The organism is Pseudomonas sp. PA27(2017), from assembly GCF_001945445.1.
GTDB lineage: Bacteria > Pseudomonadota > Gammaproteobacteria > Pseudomonadales > Pseudomonadaceae > Aquipseudomonas.
The window spans coordinates 1-25,061 of the sequence record NZ_MSXW01000040.1 but is presented as its reverse complement, the minus strand read 5'-3'; the positions used below and the strand labels follow the sequence as shown (position 1 = coordinate 25,061).

General features: G+C 63.2%; 23 protein-coding genes, 1 rRNA gene and 1 pseudogene. 13 read left to right on the top strand and 12 right to left on the bottom strand.

Annotation, left to right across the window (positions count from 1 at the left end; all coding sequences use genetic code 11):
• The first annotated feature begins 202 nt into the window (after window positions 1–202).
• The 4 genes from rrf (at window position 203) to BVH06_RS18120 (ending at window position 4,316) form a co-directional block, all read left to right on the top strand.
• Window positions 203–318 (top strand): 5S ribosomal RNA (gene rrf, locus BVH06_RS18135).
• A 438-nt stretch (window positions 319–756) separates the two neighbouring features.
• Entirely contained in the window at window positions 757–1,416 is a 660-nt protein-coding gene (locus BVH06_RS18130; RefSeq protein ID WP_075932178.1) for a paraquat-inducible protein A, read from the top strand.
• On the top strand, window positions 1,403–2,026 hold the full coding sequence (locus tag BVH06_RS18125) for a paraquat-inducible protein A (protein WP_075932177.1): 624 nt from the start codon (window positions 1,403–1,405) through the stop codon (window positions 2,024–2,026). The genes BVH06_RS18130 and BVH06_RS18125 overlap by 14 nt, the downstream gene beginning before the upstream one ends.
• The gene (locus BVH06_RS18120; protein ID WP_075932176.1) at window positions 2,019–4,316 is read left to right on the top strand and encodes a PqiB family protein; all 2,298 of its coding nucleotides are present in this window, start codon (window positions 2,019–2,021) and stop codon (window positions 4,314–4,316) included. Before BVH06_RS18125 ends, BVH06_RS18120 begins: the two co-directional genes overlap by 8 nt.
• A 94-nt stretch (window positions 4,317–4,410) precedes the next feature.
• Here the strand turns inward: BVH06_RS18120 and mksF are convergent, their stop codons facing one another.
• From mksF to mksB, 3 genes are all read right to left on the bottom strand, one after another.
• Complete coding sequence (mksF, locus tag BVH06_RS18115) at window positions 4,411–7,245, bottom strand: Mks condensin complex protein MksF (RefSeq protein ID WP_075934994.1); 2,835 nt, start codon at window positions 7,243–7,245, stop codon at window positions 4,411–4,413.
• The gene (gene mksE, locus BVH06_RS18110; RefSeq protein WP_027909041.1) at window positions 7,242–7,937 is read right to left on the bottom strand and encodes an Mks condensin complex protein MksE; all 696 of its coding nucleotides are present in this window, start codon (window positions 7,935–7,937) and stop codon (window positions 7,242–7,244) included. The genes mksF and mksE overlap by 4 nt, the downstream gene beginning before the upstream one ends.
• Before the next feature lie 119 nt (window positions 7,938–8,056).
• Window positions 8,057–9,301: an Mks condensin complex protein MksB gene (gene mksB, locus BVH06_RS18105; RefSeq protein ID WP_075934993.1), complete on the bottom strand. Its 1,245-nt coding sequence runs from the start codon at window positions 9,299–9,301 to the stop codon at window positions 8,057–8,059.
• Window positions 9,302–9,571: 270 nt separating this feature from the next.
• On the opposite strand from mksB, the gene nspC reads away from it, so the two are divergent.
• Together nspC and BVH06_RS18095 are read left to right on the top strand one after the other, a co-directional pair.
• Window positions 9,572–10,669, top strand: coding sequence for a carboxynorspermidine decarboxylase (gene nspC, locus BVH06_RS18100; protein WP_075932173.1), 1,098 nt, complete (start codon window positions 9,572–9,574; stop codon window positions 10,667–10,669).
• A 48-nt stretch (window positions 10,670–10,717) separates the two neighbouring features.
• Window positions 10,718–11,962: a saccharopine dehydrogenase family protein gene (locus BVH06_RS18095; RefSeq protein ID WP_075932172.1), complete on the top strand. Its 1,245-nt coding sequence runs from the start codon at window positions 10,718–10,720 to the stop codon at window positions 11,960–11,962.
• A 216-nt stretch (window positions 11,963–12,178) separates the two neighbouring features.
• Here the strand turns inward: BVH06_RS18095 and BVH06_RS18090 are convergent, their stop codons facing one another.
• The 3 genes from BVH06_RS18090 to BVH06_RS18080 are packed head-to-tail and all read right to left on the bottom strand — an operon-like array spanning window position 12,179 to window position 15,208.
• Entirely contained in the window at window positions 12,179–13,486 is a 1,308-nt protein-coding gene (locus BVH06_RS18090) for a CitMHS family transporter (protein ID WP_075932171.1), read from the bottom strand.
• 55 nt (window positions 13,487–13,541) lie between these two features.
• On the bottom strand, window positions 13,542–13,862 hold the full coding sequence (locus BVH06_RS18085; RefSeq protein ID WP_075934992.1) for a hypothetical protein: 321 nt from the start codon (window positions 13,860–13,862) through the stop codon (window positions 13,542–13,544).
• Window positions 13,862–15,208, bottom strand: coding sequence for an acyclic terpene utilization AtuA family protein (locus BVH06_RS18080; protein ID WP_075934991.1), 1,347 nt, complete (start codon window positions 15,206–15,208; stop codon window positions 13,862–13,864). The genes BVH06_RS18085 and BVH06_RS18080 overlap by 1 nt, the downstream gene beginning before the upstream one ends.
• A gap of 373 nt (window positions 15,209–15,581) precedes the next feature.
• Here BVH06_RS18080 and BVH06_RS18075 point away from each other — a divergent pair, with 373 nt between their 5' ends.
• The 3 genes from BVH06_RS18075 (at window position 15,582) to rimI (ending at window position 17,812) form a co-directional block, all read left to right on the top strand.
• Window positions 15,582–16,475, top strand: coding sequence for a LysR family transcriptional regulator (locus BVH06_RS18075; RefSeq protein ID WP_075932168.1), 894 nt, complete (start codon window positions 15,582–15,584; stop codon window positions 16,473–16,475).
• A gap of 87 nt (window positions 16,476–16,562) precedes the next feature.
• Entirely contained in the window at window positions 16,563–17,363 is an 801-nt protein-coding gene (locus tag BVH06_RS18070) for an energy transducer TonB (RefSeq protein WP_139315674.1), read from the top strand.
• Complete coding sequence (gene rimI, locus BVH06_RS18065) at window positions 17,360–17,812, top strand: ribosomal protein S18-alanine N-acetyltransferase (RefSeq protein WP_075934990.1); 453 nt, start codon at window positions 17,360–17,362, stop codon at window positions 17,810–17,812. Before BVH06_RS18070 ends, rimI begins: the two co-directional genes overlap by 4 nt.
• Before the next feature lies 1 nt (window position 17,813).
• Here rimI and BVH06_RS18060 read toward each other — a convergent pair whose 3' ends face one another.
• The gene (locus tag BVH06_RS18060; RefSeq protein ID WP_139315673.1) at window positions 17,814–18,074 is read right to left on the bottom strand and encodes a hypothetical protein; all 261 of its coding nucleotides are present in this window, start codon (window positions 18,072–18,074) and stop codon (window positions 17,814–17,816) included.
• A 174-nt stretch (window positions 18,075–18,248) separates the two neighbouring features.
• Here BVH06_RS18060 and can point away from each other — a divergent pair, with 174 nt between their 5' ends.
• Both can and BVH06_RS18050 read left to right on the top strand, forming a co-directional pair.
• A complete protein-coding gene (can, locus tag BVH06_RS18055; RefSeq protein WP_075932165.1) occupies window positions 18,249–18,890 on the top strand; it encodes a carbonate dehydratase in 642 nt (213 codons plus the stop codon).
• A gap of 2 nt (window positions 18,891–18,892) precedes the next feature.
• The gene (locus BVH06_RS18050; protein ID WP_256562817.1) at window positions 18,893–19,813 is read left to right on the top strand and encodes a DMT family transporter; all 921 of its coding nucleotides are present in this window, start codon (window positions 18,893–18,895) and stop codon (window positions 19,811–19,813) included.
• 57 nt (window positions 19,814–19,870) lie between these two features.
• Here BVH06_RS18050 and BVH06_RS18045 read toward each other — a convergent pair whose 3' ends face one another.
• The gene (locus BVH06_RS18045) at window positions 19,871–20,791 is read right to left on the bottom strand and encodes an ABC transporter substrate-binding protein (protein WP_168172929.1); all 921 of its coding nucleotides are present in this window, start codon (window positions 20,789–20,791) and stop codon (window positions 19,871–19,873) included.
• A gap of 314 nt (window positions 20,792–21,105) precedes the next feature.
• Between BVH06_RS18045 and BVH06_RS18040 the strand changes: the two genes are divergently transcribed.
• Window positions 21,106–21,903 (top strand): hypothetical protein, encoded by a 798-nt coding sequence (locus BVH06_RS18040; protein WP_083652096.1) that lies wholly within the window; start codon window positions 21,106–21,108, stop codon window positions 21,901–21,903.
• Between the two features lie 26 nt (window positions 21,904–21,929).
• Here the strand turns inward: BVH06_RS18040 and BVH06_RS18035 are convergent, their stop codons facing one another.
• Both BVH06_RS18035 and BVH06_RS18030 read right to left on the bottom strand, forming a co-directional pair.
• Window positions 21,930–22,271 (bottom strand): zinc ribbon domain-containing protein YjdM, encoded by a 342-nt coding sequence (locus BVH06_RS18035; RefSeq protein WP_075932162.1) that lies wholly within the window; start codon window positions 22,269–22,271, stop codon window positions 21,930–21,932.
• A gap of 74 nt (window positions 22,272–22,345) precedes the next feature.
• Window positions 22,346–22,750, bottom strand: a complete 405-nt coding sequence (locus BVH06_RS18030) for a RidA family protein (protein WP_075934988.1) — start codon at window positions 22,748–22,750, stop codon at window positions 22,346–22,348.
• A 222-nt stretch (window positions 22,751–22,972) separates the two neighbouring features.
• Between BVH06_RS18030 and BVH06_RS18025 the strand changes: the two genes are divergently transcribed.
• Window positions 22,973–23,863, top strand: a complete 891-nt coding sequence (locus BVH06_RS18025; protein WP_075932160.1) for a YihY/virulence factor BrkB family protein — start codon at window positions 22,973–22,975, stop codon at window positions 23,861–23,863.
• Here the strand turns inward: BVH06_RS18025 and BVH06_RS18020 are convergent.
• Window positions 23,856–24,332 carry an LEA type 2 family protein gene (locus tag BVH06_RS18020; RefSeq protein WP_075934987.1) on the bottom strand — a complete coding sequence of 159 codons (477 nt, stop codon included), beginning with the start codon at window positions 24,330–24,332 and terminating at the stop codon, window positions 23,856–23,858. The two genes, BVH06_RS18025 and BVH06_RS18020, sit on opposite strands and share 8 nt — an antisense overlap.
• A 57-nt stretch (window positions 24,333–24,389) precedes the next feature.
• A pseudogene (locus BVH06_RS26150) lies at window positions 24,390–24,777 on the bottom strand (EamA family transporter); the annotation flags it as partial.
• Between the last annotated feature and the right edge of the window lie 284 nt (window positions 24,778–25,061).

Sequence of the window (25,061 nt, the reverse complement as noted above, 5' to 3'; positions counted from 1 at the left end):
CTGGGTGTGTAAGCGTTGTGAGGCGTTGAGCTAACCAGTACTAATTGCCCGTGAGGCTTGACCATATAACACCCAAACAATTTGGCTGTTAGACGGTTGAAGTCGACAGTAATGCCGAAAATTTGCGAGAACACGTAATACCAACCGATATCACATACCCAATTCGCTGCAGCGGCTAAACCCCGAAGCAGCAACCAGTTTGCTTGACGACCATAGAGCGTTGGAACCACCTGATCCCATCCCGAACTCAGTAGTGAAACGACGCATCGCCGATGGTAGTGTGGAGCTTCTCCATGTGAGAGTAGGTCATCGTCAAGCTTCTATAAGAAACCCCAGATCTCGACAGAGGTCTGGGGTTTCGTCTTTTGGGCTGGAAAATTAAAAGGCCTAAGACCCGGCGGCGCCAGGCAGGCGACCAGAAAGCAAAGCACGCTGACCTGGGTATCGCTTCGCTCAACCGCAGGCTACGGGAGTTTGTGGTGGAAGGATGAAGCGTCTTCCACCCTACGGGTGCGCATAGAACTCTCGTAGCCTGGGTTAGCCGAAGGCGTAACCCAGAGAGCTGCACGGAGGAAATGGAGCGCTCGACTATGTGCTGCTTATACGCGGTACGACGGAAGAAGTGGCCATGTTGGAACAGCGCTGATTTGGGCGACGTAGTACTCGGGTAATGTTTGTCGCCCAGATAATCGGTATAACTGTGGGTTGCTTTCAGGGTCTCATTTAGAATGGTCGGTATTTTCGAGAACTCTACCCATGCCCGAGTCGGCCGCTCAACAGTCATTAGCTGAAGTACCTCTGACGGAGCTGGTCGCTTGCCACGAATGCGATCTGCTGATGCGTCGGCCGGAGATAGCCGATGGCGAGCGCGTCGAGTGCCCGCGTTGTGGCTACGAACTCTATAGCCATCGTCCTCAGGTAATACGTCGTAGCCTGGCATTGGTGCTGGCTGCACTGCTTCTGTACATCCCCGCCAACTTCCAGCCAATCATGCAGATGACCATGCTCGGGCAGAGCTCCCATGACACGGTATGGAGCGGCGTGCTGGGGCTTTACGACGCAGGCATGCAGAGCATCGCCGTGGTGGTGTTCCTCTGCAGCATGGCAGTACCGCTGCTCAAATTGCTATGCCAACTGTTGGTGCTGCTGAGCATCTGCCTCAAGGTGGGGCGTGGCTTCGGGCTGCTGCTCTACCGCATTTACCACCATATGCGCGAATGGGGCATGCTTGAGGTTTACCTGATCGGCATTCTGGTTTCCATCGTCAAGCTGGCGGATATCGCCGAGCTGTCCATCGGCTTTGGGCTGTTCTGCTTCATTGCGCTACTACTTGTGCAGGTCTGGCTTGAGGTGACCATGTCGCCCCACCAGATCTGGGAAGCGCTGGCCGGGGAGGACACCCATGCGCGCCATTGATGCGGGCCTGATCATCTGCCATGAATGTCATCAGCTCAATCCTCATCAGCCCGAGCTGAAGCGGCAGTTCTGCTCGCGTTGCGGCGGGCGTATATACGAGCGTCGTCCCAACAGCCTGGTGCGTACCTGGGCGCTGCTCATCACAGCGGCGATTCTTTATATTCCCGCGAACGTGCTGCCGATCATGACGGTCAATTCATTCGGCAAGGGCGCGCCCGATACCATCATGTCTGGCGTCATCACGCTGGTCGACAACGGCATGCTGCCGATCGCCATCGTGGTGTTCGTCGCCAGCATTCTGGTGCCGACCTTCAAGCTGGTCGGCATCGGTCTTTTGCTGTATTCGGTGCAGCGGCATCAGCCGATGTCGGCCCGGCAGCGCATTTTGATGTACCGCTTCATCGAATGGATCGGGCGCTGGTCCATGCTGGATATCTTCGTCATCGCCATTCTCGTGGCGGTGGTGCGGTTCGGCAGTCTGGCCAGCGTCGAACCGGGTGTGGGAGCGGTGGCTTTCGCCAGCGTGGTGATCCTGACCATGCTGGCAGCACTGACCTTCGACCCACGGTTGATTTGGGATAACACGGAATCGGATGACGACCATGAATGATCTGCCCACCGCCAGGACGCGTCCGGCCTCCAACTGGTCTGCTATATGGGTATTGCCTCTGATTGCGCTGCTGATTGGCGGCTGGCTGGCATGGCGTGCCTACAGCGAAGCCGGCATCGAGATCCAGGTGGTCTTCGCCAGCGGTGAAGGTATCGAGGCTGGCAAGACCGAAGTGGTCTTCAAGGGCATGTCGGTCGGCAAGGTCACCAGCCTGACCCTGGACAAGAGCGACAAGCAGCGCGGCGTCATCGCTACGCTGGAGATGAACAAGGACATCGAGCATCAGCTGCGGACGGGCACTCGTTTCTGGTTGGTCAAACCCAGCGTTAGCCTGGCCGGCATCACGGGGCTGGAGACGCTGGTTTCCGGTAACTACATCGCTTTCAGCCCCGGCGCCGGCGAGCCGGCCTACGACTTTCAGGCCCTGGCCCAGGCGCCACCGTTGTCCGATGAGCAGCCCGGGTTGCACCTGACCCTCAAGGCCGATCGATTGGGTTCGCTGAATCGTGACAGCCCGGTGTTCTTCAAGCAGATCCAGGTGGGGCGTGTGAAGGACTACAAGCTCGCCGATGATCAGACTTCGGTGGAAGTGAAGGTATTCATCGAGCCCGCCTACGCTCATCTGGTGCGTAAACACACACGTTTCTGGAACGCTAGCGGCATCAGTGTCGACGCCGATTTCTCGGGGGTGAAAGTGCGTAGCGAGTCCCTGGCCAGCATCGTGGCCGGCGGTATCGCTTTCGCAACGCCAGAGCACCGCAAGGACAGCCCGCCGACCGATCCCAGTAAACCGTTCCGCCTCTATGAAGACTTCGACGCCGCCCAGGCCGGCATCAAGGCGATGGTCAAGCTCACCGATTTCGAGGGTCTGCAGGCCGGGCGCACACCGGTCATGTACAAGGGCATTCAGGCCGGTCTGTTGAAGAACCTCAAGGTCGATCCGGATCTCAAGAGCGCCACCGCCGAACTGGCCATGGATCCGCTGGCCGAAGACTATCTGGTTGAAGGCAGCCAGTTCTGGGTGGTCAAGCCGTCGATTTCCCTGGCTGGCATCACCGGGCTGGAGGCGTTGGTCAAGGGTAACTACATCGCCATTCGCCCGGGTGAGCTGGGCGGGCCACCGCGTCGCGATTTCGTCGCCCGCACCAAGGCGCCACCGCTGGATCTCGGCGCCGAAGGTCTGCACCTGGTGCTGTTCAGCGACACGCTTGGCTCGGTGGATGTCGGCAGCCCGATTCTCTATCGGCAGATGAAGGTCGGCTCGGTGCAGAGCTTCCAGCTCGCCCGCGACAACAAACAGGTGGTGTTGGGCGTGCATATCGAACCCGAGTATGCCGGGTTGGTGAATCGCACCACGCGCTTCTGGAACGTCAGCGGTATTACCCTCAAGGGCGGGTTGTCCGGCATCGAAGTCAAGAGCGAGTCGCTGCAAACCCTGATGTCCGGCGGCATCGCCTTCGAGACCGATGACCTGAAGGCGCCCGCCGATGCCAAGCGTGTACTGCGTTTCGACCTCTATGCCGATCGCGAAGCCTCATTGAAGAGCGGTGATGCGCTGAGCATTCGGGTGGAGCGCGGTGACGGGCTCTCGCCTGGCACCGAGATTCGGTACAAGGGCCTGCAGATCGGCAAGATCGAGCGGGTCGAGCTGACTGGCGACCTGCAGGCGGTGATGCTGCATGGCCGCATCACCACGGCCGCGCAGCAGGTGCTGCGCCCCGGTTCGCGCTTCTGGGTGGTCAAGCCCGAGATCGGCCTGACCGGCGCCTCCAACCTGGATACCCTGATTGGCGGGCAGTACATCGAAGTGCAGCCGTCGAACCAGGGCAGCGGTCGACAGACCGATTTCGTGGCGCTCAAGCAGGCGCCCGAGCAGGTGGTCGAAGAGCCGGGTTTGCGCCTGGTGCTCAGTGCTCCACGGCGTGGCTCGTTGAAAGCCGATTCACCCGTGACCTACCGTGAAATACAGGTCGGCAAGGTCACGGGGTACGAGCTGGGCGCCACCGCCGACCGCGTGCTGATCCACATCCTGATCGAGCCTCGCTACGCGGGGTTGGTGCATACGGGCAGCCGCTTCTGGAACAGTTCCGGGTTCGGTGTCGATTTCGGTTTGTTCAAGGGCGTGCAAGTGCGGACCGAGTCGGTGGAGACCCTGGTCGCTGGCGGCGTGGCTTTCGCCACGCCTGATCCGACGGGTAGCGCGGCACGACCCGGGCAGACCTTTGCGCTGTTCGACGAGGCGCAGCCGGAGTGGCTACAGTGGGCGCCGAAAATCGCCTTGCCCAAGTGATGAAGACAACCGGGCGCTAGCTCATAAGCTTTCCAATGCAGTGAAACGAAAAGGCCCGCGTACTCCGCGGGCCTTTTGCATTACAGGGACAGGATTACGCCAGTTCGGCCGCGTCCTGTTCACTGCTGGCAGGCGTTGCAGCCTGCTCGCGGCGTTTGATGTACTTCCAGTCCGCTTCGTCGATGTAGATGCCGTTCGGGCCGCTGCCGCCTTCCAGGTCGATGGCCACGGTGGCCGAGACCTGGGGTTTCACCGAGGCGAGGATCGGTACGAAGCCGAGCTGCAGGCTGGTTTCGATCAGTGCCTGCTGGTTGCGCTCGTCGATGTCCGCCGCCTCGTCGAGGTAGTAGGGCAGGCGTACTCGGCCGGCCAGGTCGCGGTCCATCAGGTGCAGCAGCAGATACATGTTGGTCAGCGCCTTGATGGTCATCGTGGTGCCGTTGGAGGCGGCGCCATCGATGTCGGTATGGATAACCGGCTGGCCGTGCACCTTGGTGATCTCGAAGGCCAGCTCGAACAGATCCTTGAGGCCCAACTGGTTGCCGTTGGCGGCGACCAGGCGCGACAGGTAGTCCTTGGCTTCTTCGTTCTTGGCGTCCTGCTCGACATTCTGGGTCAGGTCGAACACCGACAGGGTTTCGCCTTCCTCGTACTGGCCGGCGCTGTGGATGATCTGGTCGATATGCCGCAGGGCTTCCTTGTTCGGTGCCAGCACGATGCGGAAGCTCGAGAGGTTGGAGACCTGGCGCTTGTTGATCTCGCGGTTGAACAGCGCCAACTGGTGTTCGAGGTTATCGTAGTCGCTGCGGATGTTGCGCAGGGTACGGGCAATGTCGGTGACCGCTGCGCGGCGTGCCTTGGCGAGCGTCAGGGCTTCGTCCTGACGGTGCGCGTAGGCGTTGACCAGCAGTTGCAGGCGACGCTCCATGTCGTCTTCGCTGTCGAACTTGGCGACGCCCTTGAGGCGCACCTGGGCGTACAGCGCCTCGATCTGTCCATCGACGCGCTGCAGGCCCTGCCAGGTGTCCTGATAGTCGTTGAGCAGCGGCAACAGATTGTCCAGGGAGTCGTCGACCGGCTCCATGTACGGCGTGCCGAATGGCAGGTCGGCGGGTAGCAGCTGGCGACGGCGCAAGGCATCTTCCAGCGTGCGTTCCTTGGCCTCCAGGTCGGCGATCTGCCTACCGACCAGTTGCAACTTGGCGGACAACTGCTGGACGCGTTCGGTGAAGGCGTCACTGGCGCGCTTGAGCTCGTCTTGGGCGCCTTCCAGCTGGGCGAGTTTCTCCAGCTTTTGCGGCTCCTCGGCGGTCAGGGTCTGGCTCTTGCGGAAGTCTTCCAGGGCCTTCTGGGCATCGAGTACCGCCTGGTAAAGCTGCTCGGCCTGGGCCTTGCTGGCGGCGCGGTCGGCGGCGACCGATTGCTGGGTCTTGAGCTGCTTGAACTCGCGGTCGAGACGATCCTTCTGGTCGCGCAGGGCAGCGCGGTCGGCCAGGGCCTGCAGGGCCGGCGGCTCGATATGGGACAGGTCGATATCCAGGCCGGGCACCTGGAAGCGCTCGCCCTTGAAGCCGTCGAGGATGGCTTCCAGGGATTTCACCCATAGGTCGCCCTCGTCGAGCTGGATGCCTTTCTCGCCTAGCGGCAGGCTGAACAGCTGACCGTTGAACAGACGCATCAGGCGATCGACATCGGCCTGGGAAAACTCTTCGCGCAGGCGCGAGTAGCTGTTGTTGTCGGCGTGGTCGAGCTGCTGCTTGACCGACTTGAGGCGTTTTTCCAGGTCGCGCAGGCGCTCGTCCAGGTCTTCGCTGGAGAACTGACGGGACTGCGCCAGAGCGCCGGCCAGTTCGTCGTGGGCGTCCTTGGCGGCCAACAACTGGGCTTCCAGGACCTTGACGTCGTCGACCAAGGCAAAGCGGTTCTTCAGTACCGCCAGCTCGCCCAGCCAGCGCTGGATCTCGCTGATCTCGCGCTCCATGCGCATCAGTTCCTGGGTGCCGCCGCGCTGATCGTTCTGCAGGCTGTCTTGCTCGTTGCGGTAGTGCTCGGCCTGGATGACCAGTTCTTCCTTGCGGGCATCGGCGTAGTCGTGCCAGGTGCCCAGCAGATTGTCGAGCAGCGGCGAGAGGCGATGCAGCTTGCCGCGCAGTTGTTCGCGCTGGGTGACGCCGGATGCCAGGGCTTCGATCAAGGGGCCGGCAGTGACCAGGGCCTGGTAGTCCTGCTCCATGCGGCGCACGTCGCGGAAGGCTTCCTCGGTGGCGGCGATGTAATCGACGCTGCCCGAACGCAGGCTGTGCTCGAAGGCATCGAGGAACAACTGCTTGAGCTTCGCTGCGGTGATCTCGCGCATATGCAGGAGGTTGATGAACAGGGCGCGGAAGGTCTTCAGGCTCTGCTCGCTGGTCGAGCGCAGCGGGATCAGGGTCAGGTCCAGCGGGATGCTGGTGTGGCCGCCGACCAGCAGGCGACGCAGTTCGTCGGGCTTGAGTTCGTAGGCGGTGATGCCGGCCTGGCCGAGGTTCTTGAACAGCTCGCGTTGGCGCAGGCAGGTGCCGTTGTGCTGGTAGTGATCCAGATCCAGCTCGCCCTGGTAGGCGAAGAACTGGTGGCCGAAACCACCGCCTGGGCCACGACCGGCCACGCCGATCACATGGGGGCCGTGGGGCAGGGCGACTTCGACGAGGATGTAGCTGGTGTCGGTGGCGAAGTAGAACTTGCGTGACTGCTCCAGGCTGTACTTGCCGAAGCTCATGTCCGACATCCGCGCCAGGATCGGGAACTGCAGCGCGTTGATCGACGCCGACTTGCCGAGGTTGTTGGCGCCGTACACCGACAGCGGGTTCTCCAGCGGGAACAGGCCGAGGCTGTAGCCGGCGGTGTTGAGCAGGGCGAAGCGGCGGATGCCGTAGCGTTCCTGGGTCATGCGTCTTGCTCCTGTGCGGCGCGCTCTTCGGCCATGGCGCGGGCCATGGCGTCTTCTTCGGATTCTTCTGCAGCGTCGTCGAGGGTGATGATCGGGTCACCACTGTCGTCGTCTATCAGCACCGGTGCCGGCAGCGGCAGGTCGGTGCTGTGCAGGCTGGCGGCCAGGTCGCGGTCGTGCTGCACCGCCAGGCATACGTCGAGGAAGCGGTGCATCGGCGGCAGGAAACGGTACACGCCGTTGCTGTCTTCGGCGAAGCCAAGCTGGGTCAGGCGGCGGATGACTTTGTCTTCGAGCTCTTCATGGGTAGTGACTTCGGCCTGCAGGAACAGGTCGCGGTACTTGTCGAGCAGTGCCGGCAGCTCGTCGCGGCCGATGGTGCCGCCGTCGAGCACGGAGAGTGGATCGCGGCCCTGGTCGGCCAAATGCTCGACCAGGATGAAGGTGAACAGCGCCAGACGCTGGGCGGTCTTGTTGACCTGCGGCGCGGCCTGCTCGGGCACGAAGTAGTAGAAGCCGCGCGGGTCGCAGACCAGCTCGAAGCCCAGGGCGCGAAACAGCGCGCGATACTGATCCTGCATGCTGGACAGCTGGGCGTAGCACTCGGGCTCGCTACGCGAGATGTGGTAACCCTTGAACAGGTCGCGGAACGCGGCCGCGAGCTGGGTCATTTCTTTCAAATCAATGTTCATGCGTCATGCTCACGGGCAGTCGTAGGGTGGACGACGCTTTATCCGTCCACCGCATGGCAATCAATAAGTTGGACGAAAGACGGCGTTGGCTGCACGCCCCGGTCCACCCTACGTAAAAATCAGGCACTGGGACGACCCACCAGGGCATAGGAGCTGATGCTGATCTCATGCTCGCGGGTCAGGTAGGTCTGGCGCTCCAGGCGGTCACGCTGGAAGCGGCCTTCGCGCGACAGGCGCGAGAACCAGTACAGCAGCTCGTCGGTGGCGCCTTCTGGCTCCTGCTCCAGCAGCCAGGTCATCAAGTCCGGCAGCGGCAGCGACTGCTCGCAGCGGTCGATCATTTCCCGGGCGGTTTTCGGCGCACGCGGGTTATCACCCTTGCGCTTGCCCGTGGCTTTCGGGAAGTGGTTGGGCTTGGCCTCGAAGCGCGCCAGGGCATAGACGTAGGCCTCGACCTGAGAGGCGCTGCCCAGGAAGTTGCTCTGCGGCCGAGTGAACAGCGGCATGGCCGCCTGCGGCACGGCGTCGATGCCCTTCTTGCGGATAACCGACAGGGCCAGCGCCGCACCACGGGTCACTGCGTTGTGCCGGCGCGCTTCCTCACGCAGCGGCAGCAGCAGCTCGCGGGCCTTGCGCAGGGTCAGTTGAGCGTTGGTCTGCATTTCCAGAATGCGTGCGTGGGTGCGCAGCAGCAAATCGTCGTCGACCAGTTGGCCGAGGCGCTGCTGTTCGCCGAGCAGCTTGAGCAGCACCTGCTCGACGCGGCGCACGCCTTGCTCGAAGGCGCCGTCGGCGGCGACCAGCTGGATCATCGGCTCGACGTACTCGTCCCAGGTGGCCAGCACTTCGGCGTAACGCTGGCGCAGGGGAATCTGCCGGTCGCTGGTCTTGGCCCGCTCGGCTACGCCGATCAACGCCTGCTCGTCGTTGCCCAGCTTCTTCAATACATCGCGCACGCGCATGTCGAGCAGGCGCAGCTGGCGGGCCAGGTCGTTGCCGTCGCGCACTTCGAAGGCGTCCTGGATGTAGCCTGCCAGGCGTTCGAGGTGGCGCAGGTAGGCTTCGATCTCCAGGCACAGGCCCAGGCGGTGCTCGCGGCGCAGGTACGACAGGAAGTCATGGATCTGCGCGTTGAGCTCGAAGCGGTTGGGGCTCTTGGCCACCGGCACCAGGATATCCAGGCGGATCCACTGATCGAGCAGGGCGGTGACATCCACCGCCGTGCTTTGCGGCGGCAACTGGGCGGTCAACTGGTTGCGCAGCTCCACCAGGCTCAGGGTGCCGGCATCGAAGCGTTCACCGAGCGGTTCGAGCAGGGCCCAGTGCTCGGCGAGGGCGCGCAATACGCGTTTGGGGTCGATCATCGCGGGACGGTCGCTCGCTTGCGAAAAAACGCCGATTGTACGGGAAACGGAGCCTAACCTTTAAGGGCAGCGACACATTGTCATGTACCGGTCACGCCGGGCGGGCATGCTCGGCGGCAGTCGGGCCGGGCAACGCGTCGAAATACCCCGATATGGACAAAATATGCTCAACGGCCTTTCGATCTGTGGCCGTTGTCGGCACAATTCGCGTCCGCTTTTTTCAGGAGGCTGGCGGGCTCCTGTTGGCCGACCTTTATTACGGACTGCGCAATGATCAAAACGCCGTACTACCTCATCGACAAACAGAAGCTGATTGGCAACATGGAGAAGATCGCCTACGTGCGTGAACACTCCGGTGCCAAGGCGCTGCTGGCCCTCAAGTGTTTTGCCACCTGGTCGGTCTTCGACCTGATGCAGCAGTACATGGACGGCACCACCTCCAGCTCGCTGTACGAGCTCAAGCTCGGCCGCCAGAAGTTCGAAGGCGAAACCCACGCCTACAGCGTGGCCTGGGCCGATGACGAGATCGAGGAGATGCTGGCCAACTGCGACAAGATCATCTTCAACTCCATCGGCCAGCTCGAGCGTTTTGCCGAACAGTCCGAAGGCAAGGTGCGCGGCTTGCGCGTCAACCCGCAGGTCAGCAGCTCCGATTACCTGCTGGCCGACCCGGCGCGCCCGTTCAGCCGCCTGGGCGAGTGGGACCCGGAAAAGATCGAAGCGGTGATCGATCAGATCTCCGGCTTCATGTTCCACAACAACTGCGAGAACGGCGACTTCGGCCTGTTCGACAAAATGTTGAGCCACATCGAAGAGCGCTTCGGCCACCTGCTGCACAAGGTCGAGTGGGTCAGCCTCGGTGGCGGCATTCACTTCACCGGTGAAGGCTATGCGCTGGATGCCTTCTGCGCGCGCCTGAAAGCCTTTTCCGAGAAGTACGGTGTGCAGGTCTACCTGGAGCCGGGCGAAGCGGCCATCACTGGCAGCGCCTCGCTGGAAGTCACCGTGCTCGACACCCTCTACAACGGCAAGCATTTGGCAGTGGTGGACAGCTCCATCGAAGCGCACATGCTCGACCTGCTGATCTACCGTCTCAATGCCAAGCTGGCGCCCAGCGAGGGTGAGCACACCTACATGGTGTGCGGCAAATCCTGTCTGGCCGGCGATATCTTCGGCGAATACCAGTTCGAGAAACCGCTGCAGATCGGCGACCGCCTGTCGTTCGTCGACGCGGCTGGTTACACCATGGTCAAGAAGAACTGGTTCAACGGCCTGAAGATGCCCGCCATCGTGGTCAAGCAACTCGATGGCAGCGTCGAGGTGGTTCGTGAATTCGGCTTCGACGATTACCTGTCGAGCCTGTCGTAATACCGCAGCACCTTTCTCAACGAGCGCAGTACCCTGGAGGTGAAACAATTGAAGAAGAACGTCCTTATCATTGGTGCAGGAGGTGTCGCCAAGGTGGTGGCCCACAAGTGCGCGCAGCACAACGACGAACTCGGTCGTATTGCCATCGCGTCACGGAACATCTCCAAATGCCAGGCCATCATCGACAGCGTAAAGGCCAAGGGTAGCCTCAAGGTACCCGCCGACATCCAGGCCTTCTCGCTCAATGCACTGGATATCGAGGCGACCAAGGCGCTGATCCGCGAGACCGAATCGCAGATCGTCATCAACGTCGGTTCCGCCTTCCTCAACATGTCGGTGCTGCGTGCCTGCATCGATACCGGCGTGGCCTATCTGGACACCGCCATTCACGAAGAACCGGGCAAGATCTGCGAAACCCCGCCCTGGTATGGCAACTACGAGTGGAAACACCTCGAGGAATGCCAGCAGAAGAACATCACGGCCATTCTCGGCGTCGGTTTCGACCCGGGTGTAGTCAACGCCTATGCGGCCCTGGCCCAGCAACAGCATTTCGACAAGATCGAGTCGATCGACATCCTCGACGTCAATGCCGGCAGCCACGGCAAGTATTTCGCGACCAATTTCGATCCGGAAATCAATTTCCGCGAGTTCACCGGTACCGTCTACAGCTGGCAGAACGCCCAGTGGACGACCAACAGCATGTTCGAGGTCAAGCGTACCGATGACCTGCCGGTTGTAGGTTCCCAGAACCTGTACCTGACCGGCCACGATGAAGTGCATTCGCTGTCCAAGAACCTGGACGTGCCCAACGTGCGTTTCTGGATGAGCTTCGGCGAGCACTACATCAACGTATTCACCGTGCTGAACAACCTCGGCCTGCTCAGCGAGCAGCCGGTAAGAACCGCCGAAGGGCTGGAAGTCGTGCCGCTGAAAGTGGTCAAGGCCGTGCTGCCGGATCCGTCCTCGCTGGCGCCGGGCTATACCGGCAAGACCTGCATCGGTGACCTGGTCAAGGGCACCAAGGATGGCAAGGCCCGCGAAGTGTTCATCTACAACGTGGCCGACCATGAAGAAGCCTTCGCCGAGACCGACAGCCAGGGCATCTCCTACACCGCCGGCGTACCGCCGGTAGCCGCTGCACTGCTGGTGGCCCGTGGCGAGTGGGATGCAGCACGTATGGTTAACGTCGAAGAACTGCCGGCCGAGCCGTTCCTCAAGCTCCTCGACGTGATGGGCCTGCCCACGCGCATCAAGGATGAGCATGGTGATCGCCCGTGGGATCAGGTTGTTTGATGACAGCGAGCAGCTGCGCGTCGGCCCTGCTGCGTTGAACCCAGGCTGGTACGCCAGCCCGGTCGAAGTGCTCATGTACTGCAGTACAGTCGCCCGCGACTCCGACCGCTTTTCGCCTGGGTTCGCCTTGCAAGGCTCTAGCTCGCAAGCTCGTGGATGAGCGTCGTCAAGAAAAAGGATCGCCTCGGCGATCCTTTTTCGTTTTCGGCCTTGAGGTCAGACCGTCACCACGCCCAGCAGCACCGCCGAGGCCAGCATGATCAGGCTAATACCCCAGGCCCATAGCACGGTGTAGCGGATGTGCTTGTACAGCTCGACGCCGGCTAGGCCGATGGCCAGGTACACGCTGGGCACTACCGGGCTGACGCCGAAGCCGGTGTTCTCGCCGATCAGCATGGCATTGGCGACCGACGCCGGATCGACACCGGCGGCTACCGCCACATCGCGGATTACCGGCAGCAGGGCGAAGTAGTAGGCGTCCGGCGAGAACAGCATGCCCAGCGGCACCCCGAAAGCACCGATGATCACGTGAATCCAGTTGGCCGAGCCCTCGGGCAGCACGTTGATCATCCAGTGCGCCATACCGTCGGACATCCCCGCGCCGGCCAGCACGCCGAGCAGAATGCCGGCGGCGAGCATCACCAGGGCCATCTGCATGGCATCCGTGGCGTGAGCGCGCAGCGCCTTGTTCTGGTCGTCCAGGCTCGGGTAGTTGAGCAGCAGGGCAATGCCCAGGCCGACCATGAAGCAGGCGAATAGTGGGAAGGCGCCGGTGAACAGGCAGGCCAGAATCCCGGCGGTCAATGCCAGGTTGGCCCAGTAGCGCCAGTTATCCGGGGGCAGCATCTGCGAGGTGTCGACCTGAGGTCCTTCGCTTACCTCGTTGTCGGTGATCACCCCGCCGGCCGCTGCAAAGCTGCGTTGCGCGCGCAGGCCGAGAAACACTGCCAGGGCCATGACCAGCACCAGGCCGATACCCTGAATCGGGATCAGTGAAATCCACAACTGTGAGGCATCCAGCCCGGACACCGCAGCGGCGCGCGTGGTGGTACCGCCCCAGGGCACCATGTTCATCACTCCGGCGCTGAGCACCACCAGGCACAGCAGCATCTGCCGGCTCATGCCCAGGCGCAGGTACAGCGGCAACAGGGCGGGTATGACCAGCAGAAAGGTCGCGGCACCGATGCCGTCCAGATGGGTGACCGCGGTCACTGCCACGGTGACGATGGCCACGGCGAGCGGGCGGCCCTTGGTGCTTTTGAGCAGGAAGCGCACCAGCGGGTCGAACAAGCCGCGGTCACGCATGATGCCGAAGTAGAGAATGGCGAAGATGAACAACGTGGCGGTCGGCGCCACGGTCTTCAGGCCTTCGGTGATGAATTTGCCGATTTCCGCTGGGGCGAAGCCGGCCAGCAGGCAGGCGACGACCGGCAGGGTGACGAAAGCCACCAGCGGGGTGATGCGGCGCATCAGTATCAGGATGACGATGGCGAACATCAGGGTGAAGCCGAGGGCGGTGATCATGACGATCTCTCCGGTTTTATTATTGTCTGGAGTCGCAGGGCTGGCGTGATCGAGTTCAAGCGGGTGCAGGCAGCCTCAGGTCGAGCAGCGCATAACTGAGGCTCTTGCCGTGGCGGTCGATGCCGGGGCTGGCATTCACACCGCCTTCCAGGGCGTTTTCCACCACGAAGTTGAGGCCGCCCAGGTTCGGCAGCTCGTAGCGCCGCACCGTGCCGATGCGGCGGTGGGCCAGGCAAGCCGCCACGCGCTCGGCGGTCAGTTCGCGGGCCAGCCAGGCATAGTGCGCGGGCTCGTAGGCGAACACCGCCACGCTGAGAGTGTTGCCCTTGTCGCCCGCGCGGGCGTGGGCGTAGTCGCACAGCAGAACGTCGCTCATCAGAACCACTCCACCTGTTGCTGCACCGCGGTGCGGGGGATCAGGAAGCTCGCCGTACCGAGGGATTCGGCGAGGTGTCGGCGCACACCACCGCCACCCGCCGGGCCGTTGGTGTAGAGCGACTCGGCGTCGAGCAGCAGGTTTTCCAGCAGGGCCTTGTCACGGTCGACGAAGCTGATGCGCAGGCGTACGTCCTGTGGGTCCCGTGCGTCGGCAAGGCGCTGTTGCAGCCACTCGCCGCGTGCATCGTTGAACAGGCTGGCGACGCCGATCAGATCGATCCACGGCGTCAGGTGCGGCGCCAGGCGCGCGCAGCGCTGTAGCAGCACGTCACGGGCGAGTGCGGCGCGGGCCAGGGCGCCGGGGCCTGCATAGGAGATTTCTGCCTCGGCGAACCAGTTGCCGCGCAGGCCGACCAGACCCTTGAGCTCGGCGGGGCGTGGATGGCCGCGCACGCCCTCGACGGCCACCAGATCGGGGCCTACCTGGCGAACGCGAGCCTGGCTCAGGTCCAGGGTCACGTCCGGCGTCAGGTAGGCAGCCGGGTCGTGGACTTCGTAGAGCAGCTGCTCCTTGACCGTGCGCTCGGTGACGCAGCCACCGGTGCCAGCGGCCTTGCCGATGGTCACGCGGCCGGTGGATTCGATGCTGGCGATCGGGCAGCCGACATTGGCCAGATCCGGCACATCCTTGAGGCCCGGGTGGGCAAAGTAGCCGCCGCTGACTTGGGTACAGCATTCGAGCAGGTGGCCCACTGCGGTGGCCAGGGCGATGCGATCCCAGTCCTCGGCCTGCCAGCCGAAGGCATGGCGCAAGGGGCCGACCGCCAGGCTTGGGTCAGCGACGCGGCCGCAAAGCACGATATCGGCGCCTTCGTCGAGCGCCTGCGCGATGCCGTCGGCGCCGGTGTAGACGTTGACCGACACTACCTCGCCGTCGAGCGCGTCGGGCAGCCAGCCTTGCAGGCTGTCGCGCACCTCGAGCAAGTCGTCACCCACTACGCAGGCGATACGCGCCGCGGCGTAACGACCGCCCTGCAGTTGCTGGCGCAAGCGCAGAGCCGCGGCGCCGGGATTGGCCGCGCCGCCATTGGTGATGATCGGGATGCCGGCATTCAGGCAGATCTCCAGCACCGGTTCGAGGAAGTCGAACAGCCGCGTGGCGTAGCCGCTGTCGGGGGCGGCCAGGCGGCGCAGTTGCGCTTCGGCCAGGGTGCGTTCGGCAAGCAGTTCGAAGAACAGGAAGCGGCGGCCGTCGCGTGTGGCGAGGTCGCTTGCCAGTGCCAGGGCGGCATCGGGCCGGTCATTGGCGAAGCCTGCCCCGCAACCGATATGGACTGTTGTCATCGTTATGATCCAGGTCGAGGTTAAGGGTCTGTTGACGTTTCAGCACGAGCCACGTTGCCGCGAGAAATCTCGCCAGGTGAGGCGGAGGACGCACGGAATGGCGTTCCTTTTTCAAGTCCTCCGACGACGCATGGCGAGATTTCCCACGCAACCCGCAGGGCCGGGCTCGTTTGTCGCGATGCTGCGTTTCTCGCCGACTCATTTAGCACGCTAAACATCGCGGCTCGCGCCTTGCCTCGCGACGAAACGAGCTCCAGCGTGGCTGTGCGTGAAACGTCAACCGCCCCTCAGGTCAGCGTGCCGTGCCTGGATTTAGTTGTGAATTCGAAATGTGATATCAATTGATAAAACAATTTTATAAAAGTGCTCACTCATGGATATCAGCTTTCGCCAGCTTCAGGCCTTCGTCCTCATTGCCGAGCAGCGCAGCTTCAGCCGCGCGGCCGAGCAGATCCATCTGTCCCAGCCGGCGCTGAGCTACAGCCTGCGCAAGCTGGAAGAAGCGCTGGGGCTCTCGCTGTTGGCGCGCAACACCCGTAGCGTGGAGCTGACCGAAGCCGGCGTGCGCTTTCTCGAGCAGGCCCGGCGGCTGCTGCGCGACATGCACCACGCGGTGCACGATGCCCATGAGCAGTTGCACCTGCAAAGTGGTTCGCTGCGAATCGGCGTGCTGCCGTCTGTGGCCATCGAGCCATTGCCGCGGGTGCTGGTCGACTACCGACAGCGTTATCCGGGCATCGAGATCAGCCTGCGCGATGGCCGCGCCGGAGAGATCCGTCAGTGGGTCAGCAACGCCGAGGTGGACTTCGCCATCACTTCGGTAACCGATGAGCCGGGCGTGCTGGATTTCCAGCCGCTCTACGACGACAGCCTGGTGCTGCTGGTGCGCGGCCTGAGCCGCTCGCGCGACAAGAAGCTGCTGTCGGCGCTGCAGTCGCTCGATTACGTGGCCACCACCCGTGACACCAGCCTGCGCACCATGGCCGATGAGACCCTGGCGCGCATGGGCTTGCTGCGCGAGCCGGCATTCGAGGTCGCCTACATGAGCAGCGCCGCTGCGCTGGCGCGGGCGGGGCTGGGTTATGCGTTGCTGCCGGCCAGCGTGGCGGACACCTTCAACGGCGATGGCAGCCTGTCCGTGCATTCGTTGCCGATGGCGCCGGCTCGTGGCATTGGCGTGCTGCAACGCAAACCCTGCTACCTGAGCCCGCCGGCCCAGGCCTTCGTCAGCCTGCTCAAGCAGCAGGCCGAAGCCATTGGCCTGTAGCTACGGCTGACGTTTGGGGCTACCCGTAGCAGGCGATTCACGCGACAATCAGCGCCTTCGAAAATCGATGTGCCGGGTACCTGACGTTTGAACACCGAGCTGCGCCGCCGCGCCTATCTGGATGCCATGCAAGTGGCCAGTTGGCTGCCGCGCGTCGAACTGCCATTCGCGGCGCCATCGCGACCCGAGCTGCTGGTCGCCTTCGAGCCGGAACCGGAAGTCGTAGCGCCGCCATCGGTGCGCGCGAAGGAGCCTGCACAGGCCGTGGCGCCAGTGGTCAGCGAGGTGGTGGCGCGTGAGCGACCGCGCATCGAAGTGCCCAAGCCCGGTACCGCGAGCAAGGCCAGCGAGCCTGCCGCCGAAGAAGCCAGTGCCGCGCCGACACCGCGCGAACGGCCAGCGCCACCGCCGCGTTTCGCCCTGCAATTGCTGCGTGCCGGCAGCTGCGCGCTGCTGGTCGAGCTGCCCACCGGCGAGCCGTTCCAGAGCCGCGACCCGGCTTACTTGCTGCTCAAAGACCTGCTGCGTGCCGCCGGCTTGCCGGATGCCCCGCAGATCATCGGCGAGCCGGTGCGCTGGCCACTGCTGGTGCGCGGCAACATGGACCAAGGCCCGCAGGCCGCGCTGGATTTCGTGCAGAGCTTCATCGGCGCGCGCCTGGAAGAGCAGGAGCCCTGCGCCTGCCTGTGGCTGATCGGTCTGCCGGCCATTCGTTTCGCCGGTGACGCCGATGCCGAGGCCTATAACCGCGAGTTGCAGGTCGAGGAGCTGGGCGCCGCCTGGGCACTGCCGGGCCTGGAGTTGCTGATGGACGAACCGCAGCGCAAGCGCGAACTCTGGCATGCCATGCAGCGAGTTCGTCGGCGCTGGCTGGAGGCCTCGGCATGAGTGACGCAATCACCTTCCGCCGGGCCACCGAGGCGGATATCGATGCGGTACTGAAGATCGAATACGCCGCGTTCAGCCATCCATGGACGCGCGGCATCTTTCTCGACAGCCTGAAATCCTACGAAGTCTGGCTGATGTTCGAAGGCAGCCAGCAGGTCGGCCATGGCGTGATCAACGTGATCATCGATGAGGCACACCTGCTCAACATTACCGTCAAGCCGGAGAGCCAGGGCCGCGGCCTGGGCTTGCGTCTGCTCGAACGCCTGATGGCCCGCGCCGCCGAACTCAAGGCCGGCGAGTGCTTTCTGGAAGTGCGCTCGAGCAATCAGGCGGCCTATCGCCTGTACGAGCGGTATGGTTTCAACGAGATCGGCCGCAGGCGCGATTACTACCCTGCGCCGGGCGGCCGTGAAGACGCACTGGTGATGGCCTGCACGCTGGTGGAGTGAGTTAGCGGCGCGCCCAGCGCCGTTCGCGGCGCTCTTCCTCGACCTGGCTCAGGTCGTATTTGTCGAGAAACTCCTGAGACTGTTCATCGCCTTCCGGCTCATCCGCTTGTTTCGGCTCATCGGTCGGCCGCGCGGTTTTGTGCGCAGCGTCCTGGCCCGGTTTGCGCGGCACCAACGGCTCCACCACATCGCGCAGAATGGGCGGCTCCGCCGGTTGCTCGGTGGCCGTTTGGCGGCTGGCAGGCGGCGTCTTGTCAGTCATGACGAACTCCAGATCGGTCATTGGCTCTAGGCAATGGACGCCCGTGGGCCCTGAAAGATTCAGCGTTTCGGCCTTCAACCCTCTGATTCATGAGGGGTTCGGGGTGCGAATCGCCTTGTCAAAAAGGCCAGTGCATCCGTATGGTGCGCATCGACCTTCTCGGGAGCCGCCGCCGTGAGCGATCTCAAGCACCTGTTCGACAACAATGAACGCTGGGCCGAAAACATCACCCAGAACGACCCGGACTTCTTTCCCCGCCTGGCTCGCCAGCAGACGCCCGAGTACCTGTGGATCGGCTGCTCGGATGCCCGCGTGCCGGCCAACGACATCGTCGGCCTGCTGCCTGGCGAGCTGTTCGTGCACCGTAATGTAGCCAACGTGGTCCTGCACACCGATCTCAACTGCCTGTCGGTGATCCAGTACGCGGTCGACGTGCTCAAGGTCAAACACATCCTGGTCACCGGCCACTATGGCTGCGGTGGCGTGCGAGCGGCCATGCACGATGCGCAGTTCGGCCTGATCGATGGCTGGCTGCGCAACATCCGCGACCTCTATTACGAGCAGCATGCGCAACTGGCCGCATTGGCCGACGAGGAGGCGCGTGTCGATCGCCTGTGCGAGCTGAACGTGATGAAGCAGGTGGGCAACGTCAGCCGTACCAGCATCGTCCAGAACGCCTGGCACCGCGGCCAGTCGCTGGCGGTCCACGGCTGCATCTATGGCCTCAAGGACGGGCGCTGGAAGGATCTCGACGTCACCGTCAGCGCTGCCGATCAATTGCCCGAGCAGTATCGCCTGCGCCCGCCGCAGACATGAGTGTGGGTAAACCTTCACGTCAGCTGGCGATCGCCGGTGTACTGATAGCAGTGCTGTGCTGGGCGGGTAACGCCCTGGTGGCCCGTGCCTTCGCCGGTGAAATTCCACCGTTCGCTCTGGCGTTCTGGCGCTGGAGCCTGGCACTGGTGCTGGTGTTGCCGTTCGTAGCGTTGCCCCTTTGGCGCCATCGGGCGGCGCTGCGCCATGCCGGTTGGCGCCTGCTGGTTATCGCCGCTTTCGGTATCGCCGGCTACAACACCTTTCTTTACAGCGCGGCGCAAACCACCGCGGCGATCAACATCACCCTGGTCAACACCTGCATCCCGCTGATGACGTTCATCTTCGCCGGTCTGCTGCTGGGCGACTGGCCGGCTCGGCGCGCCTGGTGGGGCATGGCGCTGGCGGTGTCCGGGCTGCTGGTGCTGATTTGCCGTGGCGACTGGCAGACGCTGGCAGGCATGGCGTTCAACCATGGCGACTTGATCATGCTGCTGGCGGTGCTCGACTGGGCGCTCTATACCGTGCTGCTCAGGCGCTGGTCGGCGTATCTGTCGCCGATCCCGCCGCTGGCCCTGCTGGGCATCTTCATGCTCCTGGGCGTGCCGATGATCCTGCCGTTGTACCTGTACGAGCTGTCCACTGGCGCGCAGCTGCTGGCCACGCCGGCCAATCTCTCGGCCATCGCCTACACGGCAGTGTTCGCCTCCCTGGTCGCCTACCTGGGCTGGAACAACGGCGTGAAGGTGCTGGGCGCCTCCACCGCGGCGATGGGCAATTATTTGATGCCCGTGTTCACCGCGATCCTGGGTTGGGTTCTGCTCGGCGAGGCGCTGCAACTGTTCCATTGGTTTGGCGGGGCGATGATCTTCGCCGGGCTGCTGCTGGCCACCTTGCCGAAGCGCTCGCAGCGGGTGGCGGCCTGAAATGTCCGAGCTGTGGCCTGCCATGAACTGAAAACGCCCTCTTGCGAGGGCGTTGTTTTATCGGCGATAGGCTGCCAGCACCTGATCGATCTGCAGATCGACGCTCTGTAGACCGCCGCCGGACAGATACCAAAGCGCAGGATCGAGGTAGACCACTCGTTTGGCCTGTGCCGCCGGTGTACGCGCCAGTGGTGAGTTGGCCAGGGTGGCGACATCCAGCGGCGTGGCGCCAATGGCCGCGCTGCGGTCGATGATGAAGATCACGTCGGGCCGGGCCGCGGCGATGGCATCGGCGTCCAGCGGCTGCGGGCGTTGGCGAGGTGCGCCTGCGGGCTGAGGCGCTGGCGCGGGCAGGGCGCGTGGCGCCTGCAGCAGGGAGTAGATCAGGGCCTGTTCGGTCGGTGCGAAGCGGCCGTCGTTGTGGGTCAGCACCAGGGTGCGTTGACCCGAGGTGGAGACTTGTTGGCGAGCCTTTTCAGCCTTGCCCTGCAGAGTGTTCAGCGCCTGATTCGCCTCAGCGGATTTGCCGACCAGTTGGCCAAGCAACCTGGCGTTGTGGGCGATGCTGGCGAAGTAGTCGTCGCCGGTAATGCCCATGTCCAGCGTTGGAGCCAGGGCCTGCAAGGCCTGGCGGCTTTCGCCCTGGCGGCCGGTGATCAGGATCAGATCCGGTTTCAGTGCCGCGATGGCGTCGATGTCCGGCGTTTTCATGTTTCCGGCGTCCTGGGTCTGACCGGCTTTTTCTGCCAGGTAAGGCGGTACGTTGCCGGGTACGGCCAGTACCCGCTCGCCGGCACCCAGGGCGAGCAGGCTGTCATAGCTGCCGTAATCGAAGCTGACGATTCGCTGGGGATCGCGAGCGACTTCGACCTGCTGGCCTGCCTGGTCGATGCTGAGGGTGGCGGAAGATTGTCGGGCGTCATGGCTGCAGCCAGCCAGTGCCAACGCCAGAAGTGAAAACAGTGCGGCCTTGTTCACCTGATCGAGCTCCTTGGTCGTTCGGTTCGCAGCCGAATGCCGCAATCCTGAGGGGCTGGGAACATAGCATTCAAAGCTGATCGAGAAGCTTTCTCAACGGGTAAAGTTTGCAAATGCCAGACTGCTGCCACACCTGCAACTGCATTTCCTCGAGCAATGTAGGGCTAATTTGCCCCTGCCGGAAAACTTTACGGGATGCGCGGGGGTCTATGCCGTTGGCTGGTGTCAGCAATACGTTGCTAACGCTGTAACGGGCATGAAAGCGATTCAGTTGCTAGTGTTATGCCATCTGCAGAAGGAAGGGTCGTGAGTTAATGGATTACTCGCACGTCTCTCTAACTCGAAAAACGGCGCTCTCGCGTAGGCTGACGGCCGGGTATCCGTCGCTTCGTGGTGCCTGTTGGCGGGCTGTGTTGCTGGTGCTGCTGGTGACCAGCCTGAGCGGCTGCATACGCAATCAGGCCAACGGCGCCTTCACCAGCAACAGTGCCGCGGCCAGCCCCGGCGAACTGTTCCAGACCCATTCTGATCGCCTGGCCACCATTGGCATGCGCAACAACCTCAACAGCCTCTATCGTCTGATGGACAAGCTCTACCAGCGCAACCCGCGAGAGTGGCGCAAGACCGGGCTGACCAGCCGCGACGCGGCGGCGCAGTCGGTGCAGCAGGCGATCGAGCAGGGTAGGCCGCCGCCGGCGCTGGCTGGCCGGCAGGACATCGCGGCGCTCAGCTATGCACTGAGCCCCGATTTCCAGGGCGACCGGGTCGGCGCCTTCATCTACGCCATCGGCAGCATGGTGGTCACCGCCCACGGCGGGCGTACGCAGTTTTACCTCACTGATTCCATCGACGCGCAGTTCGTGCACAACGCAGCGCGTAACATCGAGAAGGCCACCTGGCTGCTGGCCACGCGGCGCGACGCCCAAGGCAATCCGTTGCTGCTTTCCAATGAGCTGTCCGGTGACGCACGCAACCTGAGCTTCGCCGTGGAGTTCAGCAAGATCGTCGCCCGCCTGGATTATTTGAGCGACGTGCTCGACGAGCGCTACCGGCGTATCGGCGTGAATTACGCCCACAGCCTGCTATTTCTGAATTTCCTGCCGGTGCAGTAGGCGCCCATTGCCAGGGCGCAACCGATTCAGACCTTTCTGACGAATTCCGATTTCAGCTTCATCGCGCCGATGCCATCGATCTTGCAGTCGATATCGTGATCGCCGTCGACCAGGCGAATACCCTTGACCTTGGTGCCGACCTTGACCACCAGCGAGGAGCCCTTGACCTTGAGGTCCTTGATCACGGTGATGGTGTCGCCGTCCTGCAGCACGTTGCCGACCGAGTCCTTGATCACCTTGGCGTCATCGCCCGCCGCCTCGTTGTCGGTGGCCGACCATTCGTGGGCGCATTCCGGGCACACCAGTTGGGTGCCGTCTTCGTAGGTGTATTCGGAGTTGCAGGCGGGGCAGGGTGGCAGCGTGCTCACGGGGTATCCTTCTGAGGCCGTGTAGAAAAAGGCCGCAGATTATATAGGGTTTTACACGCTGCCGGGGATCGGCATCAGGCGTCAGGCAATAGTGCCTCTGCCTCGATCTCGATCAGCCACTCGGGCTCCGACAGCCCGGTGACTACGACCCAGGAGGTGGCCGGGGGCTGCTCGGGGAAGAAACTGCGCAGGGCATCGACGATATGCGCCTGTTGGTCTCGCGCCTGGGCGGCGATGTAGATGCGCAGTATCAGCACGTGCCGCAGGTTGCCTCCGGCGGCTTCAAGAATCCTGCGCACATTGTCCAGCGCCGCGTGGGTCTGACTGGCCAGGTCATCGCCGGCCAGTCGCTCGTGCTCGTCCACCCCGATCTGCCCGGACAGGTGGATGCGCCGCCCGCCCTGGCTGATCACGGCCTGGCTGAAGCCGTACTGCAGGGTGTCGAATACCGAGTCGGGGTTGAGTGTGTGCCTGTGCATCGATGCGTCCTCCATCAGAAACAGCCCGCCAGTCTAGCGTTGCACCCAGGGCCAGGTAGGCCGAGACTGTTGCCGGTTGTGCAGACGAGCGCGGATAACCCGAACTCATCGCGGCTTCGCTGTCTCCAAACGAGAGTGGTGGTTCGGCCCGTGCCGAGCGCTGCATCTGCCGATGAGTCCTGGGTCGCCGTTGAGCGGTCCGCCATAGCCAGTGGAGGCGCTATGTTTTTTCCCCAGTTGCCGGGTGTCAGCCTGTTCCAGGTGATGAAGAAGACGGTCACCGACTTCATTGACGACGAGCTGCCCACCTATGCCTCGGCCCTGGCCTTCCAGATGTTCTTCTCGCTGTTTCCCTTTCTGCTGTTTCTGGTCGCGCTGATCAGCCTGCTCGATATGCAGCCGTTCTTCGACTGGCTGCGTCAGCAGGCTGAACTGCTGCTGCCGCTGTCCACGGTCGAATTGGTCAACCCGGTCATCGACCAGTTGCAGACCCAGAAAGCCGGGCTGTTCTCGATCGGTATCGTGGTAGCGCTGTGGACGGCCTCGTCAGCGGTGCGCTCGACCATGGACGCGATGAACAAGGCCTATGGCGTTAAAGAGGGGCGCAAGCCGTGGAAGCGCATCCCGCTGTCGCTGCTGTACACCATCGGTATCGCGGCGGCGCTGCTGACTGCCGCCGCACTGATGGTTCTCGGCCCGCAGGTAATGAACTGGCTGGCGCATCAGATCGGTATCGAGCAGATCGTGGTTACCCTGTGGAACTGGCTGCGCCTGCCCGTGGCGGTGTTCCTGCTGATGATCGTGGTGGCGGTGGTGTATTACGTGGCGCCGGATGTCGAGCAACGCTTCCGCTTCATCACGCCAGGCTCGGTATTGGCGGTGGTGGTGTGGATCGCCGCCTCGGTCGGCTTCGCCTATTACGCGCAGAACTTCGCCAACTACAACGCCACCTACGGCAGCATTGGCGCGATCATCATCTTTCTGCTGTACCTGCACATTTCCTGTGCGGTGCTGTTGTTCGGCGCTGAGCTCAACGCGGTCATCGAGCATTATTCGGACGAAGGCAAGGAGCCGGGCGAGAAGGAAGTGCAGCCGGAAAACGAGCCTACCTGACGGCAGGCGGCTCGGGCGGCCAGGTCAACCGGCCGCTGTCGCTGAAACGCCGCGTGCCGAACAGGCCGTCGGCGAGCTTGCCCCGCAGCTGATAGGGCAGGTTCTGCCCCGGTTGATGAGTGCTGGCGCCCCAGGCCTGGCGCAGCACCGAATAGGCCGAAACGGTCACCGGGACGCTGATCACCGTCTCACCAAAGCGTGGTACCTGACCGCGCTGGTCGCTGACGCCGCGCGCCAGCGGCTGGTCGTTGATGTCCAGTGCGAGCGATACGCCATTGAAGTCGATGGCACTTTCATTGGGATTCTGCACCCGCAACTTCACGGCGAAACGCGCTTCCAGCCCTTGCGACGGCAGCGGCTCCAGCCCGACCAGGTCGATATGCAGCGGATCGCGCGGTGCCCAGGATGCACAGCCGGCCAGCGCGGCCATCAGCAGCAGGGCACTCAGGTGGCGCAGTGTCGGGCGCATGGCAATTCTCCGGCAACGTTGATCGTGCAGTTGAGACCGCAGCCGGGAGCGATCGGCTCAGGCCGTCGCGCGTTGTCTGGCTGCCAGCACCAAGGCGATGCCACCCAATACGGCCAGTGAACTCAACCCCAGGCGCAGGCTCAGAGCCTCGCCCAGCAACAGCCCGCCAGCCAGCGAGCGCGGTGATGACCGGGACGCTCAGTTGCACGGTGGCGGCCTGGATGGCTTTCAGGTCGGCGATGGCCATGTACCAGATGGCGTAGCCGAGCCCGGAGGCCAGGGCACCGGACGCCATGGCGTAAAGCACGCCACTTACGTCCCACTCCATGGTCTGCAGCAGCGCAAGGCTGAGCAGTGCGGTCAGGGGCTGGCAGCGCACGAAGTTGCCGGTGGTGGCCGCCAGTGCATCGCTGGCGCTGCGCCCCAGCAATGAACAGGCGCCCCAGGTCTAGCGGCGGGGGAGTCTTTTCTTGGGCGCGTGAGCGGATCTAAGCATGGCCGCTGAACGCGCGGGCCATGGTCACAAGGTTCCAGAACCTGTTCATGATCTTTAAGCCCAGGTTCGGCGACTAAGTGGCGCAAGCGGCCGTTATCCGATCCATTGTGGGAGCCGCGACCTCGCGGCGAATCGCTCAGGCACCGCCGAAATAGGCAGTCAGGCTGCAATCGTTTCGCCCCGAGGTCGGGGCTCCCACAGGTTGGTTTGAGTGTCTGCTCCTGCCTTGTAGT

What these genes read in the sequence shown, in the direction of transcription:
- nspC (WP_075932173.1), top strand. Translation starts at nt 9,572, where the DNA reads ATGATCAAAACGCCGTACTACCTCATCGACAAACAGAAGCTGATTGGC.
- rimI (WP_075934990.1), top strand. Translation starts at nt 17,360, where the DNA reads ATGAGTGACGCAATCACCTTCCGCCGGGCCACCGAGGCGGATATCGAT.
- BVH06_RS18025 (WP_075932160.1), top strand. Translation starts at nt 22,973, where the DNA reads ATGTTTTTTCCCCAGTTGCCGGGTGTCAGCCTGTTCCAGGTGATGAAG.
- BVH06_RS18120 (WP_075932176.1), top strand. Translation starts at nt 2,019, where the DNA reads ATGAATGATCTGCCCACCGCCAGGACGCGTCCGGCCTCCAACTGGTCT.
- BVH06_RS18080 (WP_075934991.1), bottom strand. Translation starts at nt 15,208, where the DNA reads ATGACAACAGTCCATATCGGTTGCGGGGCAGGCTTCGCCAATGACCGG.
- BVH06_RS18060 (WP_139315673.1), bottom strand. Translation starts at nt 18,074, where the DNA reads ATGACTGACAAGACGCCGCCTGCCAGCCGCCAAACGGCCACCGAGCAA.
- mksF (WP_075934994.1), bottom strand. Translation starts at nt 7,245, where the DNA reads ATGACCCAGGAACGCTACGGCATCCGCCGCTTCGCCCTGCTCAACACC.
- BVH06_RS18030 (WP_075934988.1), bottom strand. Translation starts at nt 22,750, where the DNA reads ATGCACAGGCACACACTCAACCCCGACTCGGTATTCGACACCCTGCAG.
- BVH06_RS18020 (WP_075934987.1), bottom strand. Translation starts at nt 24,332, where the DNA reads ATGCGCCCGACACTGCGCCACCTGAGTGCCCTGCTGCTGATGGCCGCG.
- BVH06_RS18075 (WP_075932168.1), top strand. Translation starts at nt 15,582, where the DNA reads ATGGATATCAGCTTTCGCCAGCTTCAGGCCTTCGTCCTCATTGCCGAG.
- BVH06_RS18090 (WP_075932171.1), bottom strand. Translation starts at nt 13,486, where the DNA reads ATGATCACCGCCCTCGGCTTCACCCTGATGTTCGCCATCGTCATCCTG.
- mksE (WP_027909041.1), bottom strand. Translation starts at nt 7,937, where the DNA reads ATGAACATTGATTTGAAAGAAATGACCCAGCTCGCGGCCGCGTTCCGC.
- mksB (WP_075934993.1), bottom strand. Translation starts at nt 9,301, where the DNA reads ATGATCGACCCCAAACGCGTATTGCGCGCCCTCGCCGAGCACTGGGCC.
- BVH06_RS18130 (WP_075932178.1), top strand. Translation starts at nt 757, where the DNA reads ATGCCCGAGTCGGCCGCTCAACAGTCATTAGCTGAAGTACCTCTGACG.
- BVH06_RS18085 (WP_075934992.1), bottom strand. Translation starts at nt 13,862, where the DNA reads ATGAGCGACGTTCTGCTGTGCGACTACGCCCACGCCCGCGCGGGCGAC.
- BVH06_RS18125 (WP_075932177.1), top strand. Translation starts at nt 1,403, where the DNA reads ATGCGCGCCATTGATGCGGGCCTGATCATCTGCCATGAATGTCATCAG.
- BVH06_RS18040 (WP_083652096.1), top strand. Translation starts at nt 21,106, where the DNA reads ATGGATTACTCGCACGTCTCTCTAACTCGAAAAACGGCGCTCTCGCGT.